Source organism: Winogradskyella vincentii (assembly GCF_020166345.1).
GTDB lineage: Bacteria > Bacteroidota > Bacteroidia > Flavobacteriales > Flavobacteriaceae > Winogradskyella > Winogradskyella vincentii.
This window is the reverse complement of sequence record NZ_JAIUJS010000007.1, coordinates 1-12,337: the sequence shown is the minus strand read 5'-3', so window position 1 is coordinate 12,337 and position 12,337 is coordinate 1. Positions and strand designations below refer to the sequence as shown.

General features: G+C 33.9%; 10 protein-coding genes, 2 tRNA genes and 1 rRNA gene. 1 reads left to right on the top strand and 12 read right to left on the bottom strand.

What is annotated here, in order from left to right:
• Window positions 1–176 precede the first annotated feature (176 nt).
• From LBV24_RS12060 to LBV24_RS12020, 9 genes are all read right to left on the bottom strand, one after another.
• Window positions 177–251: transfer RNA gene (locus tag LBV24_RS12060), tRNA-Val, on the bottom strand.
• A 41-nt stretch (window positions 252–292) separates the two neighbouring features.
• Window positions 293–367, bottom strand: a tRNA-Val gene (locus LBV24_RS12055).
• Window positions 368–428: 61 nt separating this feature from the next.
• The gene (locus LBV24_RS12050) at window positions 429–1,646 is read right to left on the bottom strand and encodes a bifunctional folylpolyglutamate synthase/dihydrofolate synthase (RefSeq protein ID WP_224478928.1); all 1,218 of its coding nucleotides are present in this window, start codon (window positions 1,644–1,646) and stop codon (window positions 429–431) included.
• Between the two features lie 3 nt (window positions 1,647–1,649).
• Window positions 1,650–2,501 carry an energy transducer TonB gene (locus LBV24_RS12045; RefSeq protein WP_224478927.1) on the bottom strand — a complete coding sequence of 284 codons (852 nt, stop codon included), beginning with the start codon at window positions 2,499–2,501 and terminating at the stop codon, window positions 1,650–1,652.
• 39 nt (window positions 2,502–2,540) lie between these two features.
• Entirely contained in the window at window positions 2,541–2,933 is a 393-nt protein-coding gene (locus LBV24_RS12040) for an ExbD/TolR family protein (RefSeq protein WP_224478926.1), read from the bottom strand.
• Window position 2,934: 1 nt separating this feature from the next.
• Window positions 2,935–3,630 (bottom strand): MotA/TolQ/ExbB proton channel family protein, encoded by a 696-nt coding sequence (locus tag LBV24_RS12035; RefSeq protein WP_224478925.1) that lies wholly within the window; start codon window positions 3,628–3,630, stop codon window positions 2,935–2,937.
• Window positions 3,631–3,693: 63 nt separating this feature from the next.
• Window positions 3,694–5,085: a sodium:proton antiporter NhaD gene (gene nhaD / locus LBV24_RS12030; protein ID WP_224478924.1), complete on the bottom strand. Its 1,392-nt coding sequence runs from the start codon at window positions 5,083–5,085 to the stop codon at window positions 3,694–3,696.
• Window positions 5,086–5,098: 13 nt separating this feature from the next.
• On the bottom strand, window positions 5,099–6,325 hold the full coding sequence (locus tag LBV24_RS12025; RefSeq protein ID WP_224479025.1) for a Glu/Leu/Phe/Val dehydrogenase dimerization domain-containing protein: 1,227 nt from the start codon (window positions 6,323–6,325) through the stop codon (window positions 5,099–5,101).
• Between the two features lie 74 nt (window positions 6,326–6,399).
• The gene (locus tag LBV24_RS12020) at window positions 6,400–7,467 is read right to left on the bottom strand and encodes an anhydro-N-acetylmuramic acid kinase (RefSeq protein WP_224478923.1); all 1,068 of its coding nucleotides are present in this window, start codon (window positions 7,465–7,467) and stop codon (window positions 6,400–6,402) included.
• A gap of 91 nt (window positions 7,468–7,558) precedes the next feature.
• Between LBV24_RS12020 and LBV24_RS12015 the strand changes: the two genes are divergently transcribed.
• Window positions 7,559–8,701 (top strand): acyl-CoA dehydrogenase, encoded by a 1,143-nt coding sequence (locus tag LBV24_RS12015; RefSeq protein ID WP_224478922.1) that lies wholly within the window; start codon window positions 7,559–7,561, stop codon window positions 8,699–8,701.
• A gap of 66 nt (window positions 8,702–8,767) precedes the next feature.
• Here LBV24_RS12015 and LBV24_RS12010 read toward each other — a convergent pair whose 3' ends face one another.
• The 3 genes from LBV24_RS12010 to rrf form a co-directional block, all read right to left on the bottom strand.
• Window positions 8,768–9,958 carry an acetate/propionate family kinase gene (locus tag LBV24_RS12010; protein WP_224478921.1) on the bottom strand — a complete coding sequence of 397 codons (1,191 nt, stop codon included), beginning with the start codon at window positions 9,956–9,958 and terminating at the stop codon, window positions 8,768–8,770.
• An 11-nt stretch (window positions 9,959–9,969) separates the two neighbouring features.
• A complete protein-coding gene (pta, locus tag LBV24_RS12005) occupies window positions 9,970–12,063 on the bottom strand; it encodes a phosphate acetyltransferase (protein ID WP_224478920.1) in 2,094 nt (697 codons plus the stop codon).
• Between the two features lie 193 nt (window positions 12,064–12,256).
• Window positions 12,257–12,337 (bottom strand): 5S ribosomal RNA (gene rrf / locus LBV24_RS15375); the annotation flags it as partial.

Below are 12,337 nucleotides of genomic sequence, written 5' to 3'. Positions count from 1 at the left end.
AATAGGAAAATTCGCTCTATTACCTGAAAAATAGTTATTTGGTATAAATCTCTGGAATAACTATAGGATGTCTCAAATTTTGGTTTAAAGAAGTATTAGCCATAGTTCATCATAGACGGGCAACAACCAATACAAACAAAATGAAAAATCCCATGCAATTACATAGGACTTTTTAGTGGGTCATACTGGATTCGAACCAGTGACTTCTACCCTGTCAAGGTAACACTCTAAACCAACTGAGTTAATGACCCAATATTAAAACAAAAAAAGTCCACATTTCTGCGGACTTCCGTGGGCGCGAAGGGATTCGAACCCCTGACCCCTTGGGTGTAAACCAAGTGCTCTGAACCAACTGAGCTACGCGCCCGTTTATTGGACTGCAAATATAGATTAGTTTTTAAAATCTCAAAAGAAATTTATTAAAAATATTAAATTATTTCAGCGACTACAAACGTACTACCACCAACAAATATTAAGTCTTCAGGGTTAGCATTTAATCGGGCCATTTTTAATGCCTCGTTTACACTCTCATGTTTAGTCACATTCAAATTGGCTGCTTTAAATACATATTCTAATTGATCAACGTGCAAGCCTCTATCAACACTTGGTTTGCAAAGATAATATTTGGCATTTTTAGGCAGTAATGGTAACACTGCACTTAAGTCTTTATCCTTTACCGTACCAAAAACAATATGTAATTTTTCATAGAGTTCTAATTTAAGTTGCTCCACAACATATGTCATACCTTCCTTGTTATGAGCTGTATCACAAATAATTTTTGGTTTATAGCCAAGTGTTTGCCAACGCCCCATTAAGCCAGTATTATTTATAACATTTAATAGACCGTGTTGCATATGTGTGTCTGATATGCCATAACCCAAAGAATTTAAGATCTGAACAGACTGAATAACTGTTTTGATATTATGAGTTTGATATAAACCTTTTAAATCACTATTGTAAACCTCATCAATTTCTTTATCAGCATAAAATATCTCTGAATTATTTTCTAGAGCTCTCTTATGAAATACTTCCTTGGTTTCAGCCTGAGTTTCACCAATTACAACCGGAATATTAGGTTTTATAATACCCGCTTTTTCATTTGCAATCGCACTAAGTGTTTTACCCAGAAATTGCATATGGTCCAATCCGATATTGGTTATTACAGAGAGCTCAGGCATTATAATATTAGTAGAATCTAATCGTCCTCCCATGCCAACCTCAATTACTGCAATATCCACCTTTTTTTTAGAAAAATAATCGAATGCCATTCCCACCGTCATTTCAAAAAAAGAGAGTTGATTGTCTTCAAAAAAATTAAGGTTTCTATTCATAAATCCAATAACAAATTGCTTGCTTATTGGCTTACCATTAATCCTAATACGCTCTCGAAAGTCTTTTAAATGAGGAGAAGTGTACAGGCCGACATTGTAACCTGCTTCTTGTAGCACAGATGCGAGCATATGGCTTGTGGAACCTTTTCCGTTTGTACCCGCAACATGTATAGATTTAAATTTATTTTCAGGATTATCTAAATAACTGGCTAGTTTAATGGTATTACTCAGGTCTTCCTTATAAGCACTTTTACCTTTATTTTGATACATAGGTAATTGCTTAAACATCCATGAAACTGTATCCTTATAATTCATTGATTATTGACCAAGGTCAAAATTAATACTTACGAAACCTACTTGCAATTCTTTTGCTTGAGGATCATTGGACACATCATTAAACCTATAAGAAAGTGCTATTTTTCTGGCAGGTTCAACCAAACATGGATCAGTATTATCTGTACCCTTATAAGTTTCTGCTTTGGTTACTTTTCCTTGCTTGTTTACAAAAATTCTCATTACCACTAATCCTGTTTCATTGCATTCATGTTGATATCTCGTAAATTTCAATCTTTTACGTCCATTCAATCCAAAACCAATCCCGTGCTTTCCAGGTCCTGATCCTCCAAAAATACTTGGTGCATATGGATCTCCATTTACTTTTCCTATATTACCGTTTTGATTATCTCGCCCTTCACCTCCATCAGTTTTACCATCAGAATTTTTAACACCACCAATTAGATTATCTAACTTCTTTCGCTTTTCTTCTTCCTCTCTTCTTTTTCTTTCCTCAGCTTCGCGCTTTTGCCTTTCAATTCTTTCTGCTTCTGCCTTTGCTTTTGCCTCTGCCTCTTTCTGTTTTTTTATGGCAATTTCTTCTGCATTGTCTTCAGTGATAACCTCTTCGGTTTTTGATTCTGCTTTAGTTGGTGCAACTTTAGAAGTCTCAGGTTGAGATTCTTCAATTTGTTCTTTAACAGCTTTCTTTGGTTGGCTCAATGGTCTGTTACCACTTCCAAAATCGGTAGTTCCAAAATTAACAGCCACACCATATTCTTCAGGAGGATCTAAATATTGAGGACCAACCACAAATAGTAATAACAACAAAATAATTGAAATCAAGGTTGTTATTCTCGCCGCATTACGCTCATGTTTAGTCTCTAAATACTTCATTACTAAAGTTTCTTAGTATAAATTCAAAAATAATGCCGCTTATTTTGGTTTTACTGCCAAAATCACCTTGAATTTATTTCTATTAGCGATATCCATTACTTTTACTACATTCTCAACAGGAACCGATTTTTCTGCCCTTAAAACAATTGTTGGCTTTTCTTGATCGGATAATGCCGTAATAAGTTCATTTTCTAGTATACTCTCTCCTACTCTTCTTTGGTCAATGTAATAAGTCAAGTCTTTTTTAATACTTACTGCAACGGATCTTTTATTCTCAGTTTTACCACTTGCCTTTGGTAAAATAATATCAATTGCATTTGTAGTTACAAGAGTTGATGCTATCATAAAAAATATGAGCAACAAGAAAACAATATCGGTCATTGAGGCCATATTGAATTCTGGAGTAACTTTATTTCTTCCTCTGATATTCACGTTAAATAGGCTCGTTTAAATGGTCTAAGAACTCTACTGAATTAGCCTCCATCTGATAGACAACCTTATTTGTTCTAACAACAATGTGGTTATAGGCAACATATGCAATTATACCTACTATTAAACCACCAACTGTTGTAGTCATGGCTGTATACAAACCACTTGCTAAAACATCCATTTGAATTGTTCCTCCAGCATTTGCAAGTTCAAAAATGGATAGAATCATACCTACAACTGTACCCAAGAATCCAATCATCGGTGCCACACCAGAAATCGTAGCCAAAACGCTTACGTGCTTTTCTAAACTATAAATCTCTAATCTGCCTGCATTTTCAATTGCAGTATTTATATCTTCTAATGGTTTACCTATTCTAGTTATGCCTTTTGATATTAATCTTGAAACCGGTGAATTAATTTGGGCACAGAGCATTTGTGCTGAATCAATTTTCCCATTACTGACATGGTCCTTTATTTGATTCATAAAGTTTGAATCCACTTTGGACGCGGCTTTAATAGCAAAAATTCGTTCAAAATAAATATAAGTAGCAACAATAAGCAGTAAGAATAAAATAAGTATAATAACCATTCCAGATGTTCCACCACTGGTAATTAACTCTATTATAGAAAGGGTTTTCTCTACTGATTCACTATCAGTTAACAGTTCAGTTTCATCCTGAATATTACTTAGTAATATCATATGATAAGTTTTAATTTTAAAAGTTCTTGTAAGTTATAACGCTAAGTTTTTTACTTAAGTATGTTAGAAAAGAGCTCTTGTGGCCATAAATGCAACTGCACCAGCGATAAAACCAACTAATGCCAACCAAGAAATTTTCTTTAGATACCAGAAGAAATCTATTTTTTCCATACCCATAGCTACAACACCTGCTGCTGACCCAATAATTAACATACTTCCGCCAGTACCTGCCGAATAAGCAATAAAATGCCATAACTGATTATCTAGTGGTTCTGAGAACATCCCTAAACTAGCTGCAACTAGAGGTACATTATCAATTACAGCAGAGCCAACTCCTAGTAATAGTACAACCAAATCTGAAACTATCGTTCCTGTTGGTTCAGTGCCTAATAGACCAATATTTTCTTTTAAGCCATCGGCAAAACCAAACAATATTCCTAATGACTCTAACGCCGCAACAGCCATTAAAATACCTAAAAAGAATAGGATACTTGGTAATTCTATTTTTGATAATGAATAGTGCACAGGACTATGACTTGCATGTTCATGATGCTCCTCTGAAGTAATTGTTGATATCGCAAACTTAGAATTACTATAAATTTCTGCAAAGATTGCAACAACACCCAAGGACAACATCATACCAACATAAGGTGGCAAGTGTGTGATTACCTTAAAAATAGGAACAAATACAATTGCACCTAAACCTAAAAATAACATTGTAGAGCTAAACTTATTTTTTGGCTTATTATCATCTGCTTGTAATTCCAGGTCTCCTTGAAACGAAGGAAGTAGCGACGCGATAAAGGTTGGCACTACCATACATAGCAATGATGGGATGAATAAATATATAAACAATTTACCTGTTGAGACCTTGTCTCCAATCCATAGCATTGTAGTTGTAACATCTCCAATTGGAGACCAAGCTCCACCTGCATTTGCCGCTATAATTATTAAACCTGCATACCAAATTCTGATATTTCTATCTTTAACAATTTTCTGAAGAATAGAAATCAATACAATTGTTGCTGTTAAGTTGTCAATTATAGCTGATAAAATAAATGCTAACACAGAAAACATCCACAACAATTTCTTTCTACTATTAAAATTTACGGCTGCTTTAATTGTAGAAAATCCATCAAAATAATCTATAATTTCAACGATTGTCATTGCACCAAGTAAGAAAACCAAGATCTCTGCAGTTTTACCCAAATGATGTAATAAAGTCTCCTCCATTAAATGCATTTTATCTTCATGACCTAGCATGCCGAAATTCTCCATCAAGCTATGCTTGCCAGAGTCAAACCATTGAGAGAAATCATCAATACCTAGGGAAATTAAGGCCCAACTTATAGCCATCATGACTAAAGCAGGAATCAATTTGTCTATTTTAATATTATGCTCTAATGTTATGGCTAAATAGCCACCAATAAAAACGAGAATTATTACTGTTTCCATATTATGGGATGTTTTATATTAATTGTCTCAACGCTATTTCAAATGCAGTTTCACTAATACCTACTCTGTTAGGATTCTTTTTCTTTACTTCTCTTAATGCTTTTCTTATGACTTTAGAGGTATCTTTAAAAATTGCTTCGTCAGTCATTTGAACTTTTCTTTCCATAAAGTAAGCAAAAACTCTTGCCATTCCACAATTTGAAATAAAATCTGGAATTAAGCTAACTTTTTGGTCTGTATGTTCCATTATTGGCCCGAAAAATATCTCCTTATCAGCAAATGGAACATTAGCTCCACAAGATATAACCTCTAAACCAGTATTAATCATTTGATCTATTTGGTCTTTGGTAATCAAGCGAGATGCCGCACATGGAGCAAAAACTTCGGTTTTTAAGGACCAGATCAAACTATTAATTTCCTCAAAAGGTATTAAATTTTCTGCTACTAAAGTATTACCACTTTTATTAAGATATAATTCTATAATTTCATTAAATGAAAACCCTTCGGGATTAATAAGACCACCTACTTTGTCAATGATGCCAACTATTTTTGCGCCCATTTGTGCAAAATAGAAAGCTGCCGATGCGCCAACGTTGCCAAACCCTTGCACAACAACTCTTTTACCTTTTATAGAATCATCATTTAAATCATAAAAATGCTTTGTTGCAATAGCGACTCCATATCCAGTAATCATATCTGCAACAGTGTATTTTCTTGAAACATCTGGAGAATATTTTGGGTTTTCAATTACCTTAATAACACCATGTCTCAATTGACCTATTCTATTTATTTTATCTGCTTGTGTAGGCCTGAAATGACCTTCAAAAACTCCTTCTTGTGGGTGCCAAACGCCACTCGCCTCAGTAATTGGTATCACTTCATGGATTTCATCTACATTTAAATCACCACCTGTACCATAATAACTTTTAAGTAAGGGCGATACAGCTTTATACCAACGTTCAAGTACACCTTTTTTTCTTGGATCTTTTGGGTCAAAGTTTATACCAGATTTAGCACCACCGATTAATGGCCCAGAAACAGTAAACTTTACTTCCATAGTTTTAGCAAGAGAAAGTACTTCGTTCATATCAAGACCTTTGCGCATACGGGTGCCACCACCTGCTGCACCTCCTCTTAAGGAGTTTATGACGGTCCAACCTTCTGCATTTGTCTCGGGATCGTTCCAATGAAATACGATTTCTGGAGATTTATTTTCGTATTTCTGAAGTAATTCCTTTATCAAGAGTTGTGATTTAGTTAGTTATAACAAATATAAAAAACTAAAAAAGCTACAATGTGAATTAACAACTTAATTTATACTGTCGGCATTAAAATTTTTCCAGATGAGTGATTCTTTTTAGCGCCAGTTACACTTGCTAAACAATTTGCTTCATTTCTATCCTTCAAAATACCTAATAGAGCGAAAATCAAAGCCTCTTTAAATTCAATAATATCTTTAGATGGAATTACAATAATTGAATCGGCATGGTCTTGTATTCTGGAGATTAGATATTTGTTATATACACCACCTCCAGTAATCAATACCTTTTCACCCTTTTTCCTAATAAACTTTGAAATCTGAATTGCTATATGCTCAATAAAAGTGGATAATTTATCTTCAAGTTTTAAAGTATAGTTGTCAATAATTGGAAATATATGATCATCAACCCATTCTAAACCCAGCGATTTTGGATGTGATAGATTATAGAATGGCAGGTCGTTTAATTCATCTAATAATTTTCTATTTACTTCACCTTTGGATGCAATTTTGCCACTTTCATCAAACTCTAATCCTATATCATGAACATAATGATTCAGTACAATATTAACTGGGCATATATCAAAAGCTATTTTTTCATCTTCAAAATCAAATGAAATATTGGCAAAACCACCAAGATTAATACAATATTGGTAATCTGAAAACAAAAGCTGATCACCAATTGGAACTAAAGGTGCACCTTGGCCACCTAATTCTACATCTTGTAATCTAAAATCACATATTACTTTTTGACCTAATGTATCCGCAAGAATTTGTTTATTCCCAATTTGATATGTAAAACCTAAGTCAGGTCTATGTAAAGCTGTATGTCCATGTGACGAAATAAAGTCAATATCTTTTATTTCGTTCCGTTTAATAAACTCATTTATCATATTGGCTAATAATTTGGAGTATGATAAATCTAACCCTATTAATTGCTCCTTTGAACTACGAGTCAGTAACTTTAATTTTTCTATCCACTCGTTAGAATAAGGGACTGTATTAGAATATTTTATCTTAAAATTCCAATTAGCATTATAATCAAATTGAGCATAAATTATGTCTACACCATCCAATGATGTTCCGGACATTACTCCAATTACATTATAAGAAGATTTTATCATATTAGTAAAAATACTATTAGTTATTGAAAATACAGCAAATAAGAGTTATCTTTGCATCAAAATTTTATCAAATCAATAATTAATTTGTTATATGGACTTTAGCTTGACCGAAGAGCATTTAATGATACGTGACGCTGCACGTGATTTTGCAAAAACAGAACTACTTCCTGGTGTTATAGAACGTGATGAAAAACAAGAATTTCCAGATGAATTGGTGAAGAAAATGGGAGAACTTGGATTCTTGGGAATTATGGTAGATCCAAAATATGGTGGAAGTGGAATGGATACAATTTCATATGTTTTAATTATGGAAGAACTTTCTAAAATTGATGCTTCTGCCTCTGTTATTGTATCTGTGAACAATTCTTTGGTTTGTTATGGTCTTGAGAATTATGGTACTGAAGAACAAAAACAAAAATATCTTACCAAACTTGCTACGGGAGAATATGTAGGTGCTTTTTGTCTGAGCGAACCTGAAGCTGGAAGTGATGCAACCTCACAAAAAACTACAGCCATTGACATGGGTGACCATTACGTGATTAATGGTACTAAAAACTGGATTACAAATGGTGGTAGATCGGATGTATATCTTGTTATTGCACAGACTGACAGAGAAAAAGGGCACAGAGGTATTAATGCTTTTATTGTAGAGAAAGGCACACCAGGATTTGATATTGGACCAAAGGAAGATAAATTGGGTATTAGAGGTAGTGATACGCACACTTTGCAGTTTAATGACGTAAAAGTGCCAAAAGAAAATAGAATTGGAGAGGATGGCTTTGGATTTAAGTTTGCTATGAAAACTTTATCTGGCGGTCGTATTGGTATCGCTTCACAGGCACTTGGAATCGCATCTGGTGCTTACGAATTAGCTCTTGAATATTCTAAAGTTAGAAAAGCATTTGGTACAGAAATATGTAACCATCAAGCAATTGCATTTAAATTGGCAGATATGTACACCGAGATTGAAGCTGCTAGACACTTAGTGATGAAATCAGCTTGGGAAAAAGACCAAGGTGTTAATCATGATATGTCAAGTGCAATGGCAAAACTATATGCTTCTAAGGTTGCAATGGAACAAACCGTTGAGGCTGTTCAAATCCATGGCGGAAATGGTTTTGTTAAAGAATACCATGTAGAACGTTTAATGCGTGATGCCAAAATCACCCAGATATATGAAGGCACATCGGAAATTCAAAAAATCGTAATTTCTAGAGGAGTTATTAAAGGATAACCAATAACAACATAATATATATCCACAAATAAATAAACCGAGTAATTCTACTCGGTTTTTTAATGCCTATTCTTGATTGAATAGGTTATATGTTTGTCTGGCAATCTCTAATTCTTCATTTGTAGGTATTATCAATATTTTCACTTTTGAGTTTTTCTTGCTTATGTCCGAAACACCATTTGAGTAAGAACTATTGGCAGATTCGTCTAATTCAATACCAAAAACATCCATATCGGCGCATACCAATCCACGCATAAGTTCAGAATTTTCTCCAATCCCGGCAGTAAAGACTATGCAATCCAATCCATTCATTGCAGACACATAAGATCCAATATATTTCTTAATCCTATATACACTCATGTCTAGTGCAAGCTTACATTCAGAATTTCCTTTAAGAGCTTCTGCTTCGATATCTCGTAAGTCACTAAAACCAGTCAGGCCTAGCATACCACTTTTTGTTTGCAAAATCTTATTCACTTCATCAATATCAAACTTTAAAGAATTGATCAGATAAAAAATAATTGAATGATCTATATCCCCAGAGCGTGTACCCATAATCAGTCCATTAGCTGGTGAAAAACCTAAACTATGATCCTTACATTCTCCATTTTCTACTGCTGATATACTACAACCATTACCCAAATGAATGGTAATTATTTTAGAATTCTTAACTCCCAAATATTCAATTGCTTTTTCAGAAACATATTTGTGGCTTGTACCATGAAAACCATAGAGTCGTATATTATGATCTTCTAAAAATTCATTAGGTATCGCATATTTATAGGCGTGCTCGGGTATAGTTTGGTGAAATGCAGTATCAAATACAGCAGCTTGTTTTGCATTTACAAATACTGATTCTGCCACATTGATTCCTTCTAGATTGGCAGGATTATGCAACGGTGCCAGGATAAACAATTCTTCTATTCGTGATTTGACAATAGAATCAATTTCAATTGTCTCTTTAAATGAACTACCTCCATGCACAACGCGATGCCCTACTGCTTCAATTTCATCAATCGAAGCAATGGCTCCATTATTTTCATCTAGCAATAAGTTTACTATTAAATCTAGAGCATTTTTATGGTCTGAAATTTCAATCTTTTTATTAAGGTTATGTTTTGAAGACCTGTGTTTAATACTTGAGTCTAGTTGTCCAATTCTATCTACAACACCGGAGCATAAAACCATTTCATCTGGCATGGAAAACAATTGGTACTTTACAGAGGAACTACCTGAATTTAATACTAATACCTTCATACTCTTTAGTTCTATTCTTGAGCTTGAATTGCTGTAATGATAACTGTATTGAATATATCATCTACAGAACAACCTCTACTTAAATCATTTATAGGTTTATTTAGACCCTGAAGCATAGGCCCAATTGCCAATGCTCCTGTTTCACGTTGAACTGCTTTATAGGTATTATTCCCTGTATTTAGATCGGGAAAAATCAATACACTTGCCTGTCCTGCAACTTCAGAGTTTGGTAATTTTTTCTTCCCAATTTCAGGATCCACAGCAGCATCATATTGAATTGGTCCTTCAATTTTAATATCAGGACGCTTTTCTTTAACAATTGCTGTGGCCTTCTTAACCGTATCAACATCTTCACCTTGTCCAGAAACTCCAGAAGAATAAGACAACATGGCTACTTTGGCATCTATACCAAATGATATACTTGTATCAGCAGATGCAATTGCAATATCAGATAATTGTTCTGCCGTAGGATTTGGATTAATGGCGCAATCGCCAAAAACACTTACCCTGTCTTCTAAACACATGAAGAAAACAGATGACACCACTGAAAAACCAGGTTTAGTCTTAATAAATTGTAAAGCCGGTCTTATAGTATGTTGAGTTGTGTGTGCTGCACCTGAAACCATACCATCAGCTAAGCCTTTATAAACCATCATGGTACCAAAATATGAGACATCCCTCATAAGGTCTTCTGCCATTGCTGGGCTTATACCTTTGTGCTTTCTCAATTCATATAGTGTGTTTGTGAATTCGTCTAAATAACCAGAATTGTTTGGATTAATAATTGCTGTTTTATCAAAATCAAAAGGAATATTTAACCTTTCTACAGAAGACTTGACTTTAGTAATGTCACCTAAGATTGTTAAGTCTATTATATCTAATTCCTGAAGTTTTGATGCGGCTAAAAGAATGCGATCATCATTCCCTTCAGGAAGAACAATGTGCTTTCGTTTTTGCATGGCACGTTTCATCAAATAATATTGAAACATCCGTGGTGTCATCAGGTTGCTTATTTCATAAGAATCAAGATGTTCCATCAAACGGTCCACATCAACATGATTTTCAAAAATCTCAATCGATTTCTTAATTTTTTCAGTATTTGTAGAATAGATATGCGATCTAACATTTGCTAATTGAGATGCAATGTTAAAAGTAGGCTCCTTAACTCTGACAATTGGCACAACTTTATCTAAACCTTCAATAAGTTTAACTACTGATTGGGACAATTCCATATTACCACTTAATATTATACCCGCAAGACTTGGATAATTAGAAGAAATATTTGCTTGCAAACTTCCCATTAAGATATCTTCACGATCTGCTGGAGTAACAATCACTGCATCGTCTGTTAAATGTTCTAAAAAGTGTTGCAATTGCATTGCACCAATTTCAATTTCACCAGTCGGTCTATCTAAAAATTCGGATCCAAACATTACATCCGCCTTAATATATTCGGCTAGTTCTTTCATCGTTGGATTTTTCAACTTATCATCAACTGGTATAATACTAGTAGTAATAGTATCAGGCAATAAACTACCAATACTCCTTTCTATAGTTTTTAAATGATATTCCTCAACTTTGTTAGCGACTACTCCTATAACATTCACGTCCTTTTGATCAAAAGAATCATATGTGAGATGTAAACTATCACAAAATTCTTCTACTTCTTTATTCAGAGCACTCGAAATAATAATTACAGGTGTACCAAGATTTTTAGCTATTAAAATATTCAGATCAAGTTCAATAATCGAACTGAAATCTGAAAAATCACTTCCCTCAACTATGACAAAATCAAATCTTTCTTCAAGCTTCTTATATTTTGATATTATCTTATTTAAAATGGTTTCTTTTTTATTGTTATTCCATTTTTTTATAAGTTTTGACATGGTATAACCATAGGCGTCCTCATACTTTATGTCAATTGAGAAATAAGATAAAATTGTGTTAATATGATTGTCCTTTTTATTCTCTAAATTATCGTCAATTACAGGTCGAAAATAACCAACTGACGGTTTATGTCTTAATAAGGCATTCATCAGTCCAATAGTAAGTATTGACTTCCCACTATCTGCATCATTCGATGCGATATATACCGCTTTATTCATATAAATAATATGCTATTTTTGCTGATCAAAAATTTTAGTTTTATTTAAATTTTTAACTAAAATGAAAAGATAGTTCGAAGATAATGAAATATTAAATTAGAAGTGCAATCCACTCTGGTTTTAAGAGCGGGGTCGTACGATTAAAAAAAAGGCATAAAAAAAGGCCCTTTGCAAAACAGCAAAGGGCCTTCAAGAAAGGCGGCGACCTACTCTCCCACAGAAAGCAGTACCATCGGCGCTAACGGGCTTAACTACTCTGTTCGGAATGGTAAGA

Coding starts and splice junctions, on each gene's coding strand:
- pta (WP_224478920.1), bottom strand. CDS start 12,063: ATGAATAAAGCGGTATATATCGCATCGAATGATGCAGATAGTGGGAAG.
- LBV24_RS12010 (WP_224478921.1), bottom strand. CDS start 9,958: ATGAAGGTATTAGTATTAAATTCAGGTAGTTCCTCTGTAAAGTACCAA.
- LBV24_RS12015 (WP_224478922.1), top strand. CDS start 7,559: ATGGACTTTAGCTTGACCGAAGAGCATTTAATGATACGTGACGCTGCA.
- LBV24_RS12020 (WP_224478923.1), bottom strand. CDS start 7,467: ATGATAAAATCTTCTTATAATGTAATTGGAGTAATGTCCGGAACATCA.
- LBV24_RS12045 (WP_224478927.1), bottom strand. CDS start 2,501: ATGAAGTATTTAGAGACTAAACATGAGCGTAATGCGGCGAGAATAACA.
- LBV24_RS12050 (WP_224478928.1), bottom strand. CDS start 1,646: ATGAATTATAAGGATACAGTTTCATGGATGTTTAAGCAATTACCTATG.
- nhaD (WP_224478924.1), bottom strand. CDS start 5,085: ATGGAAACAGTAATAATTCTCGTTTTTATTGGTGGCTATTTAGCCATA.
- LBV24_RS12035 (WP_224478925.1), bottom strand. CDS start 3,630: ATGATATTACTAAGTAATATTCAGGATGAAACTGAACTGTTAACTGAT.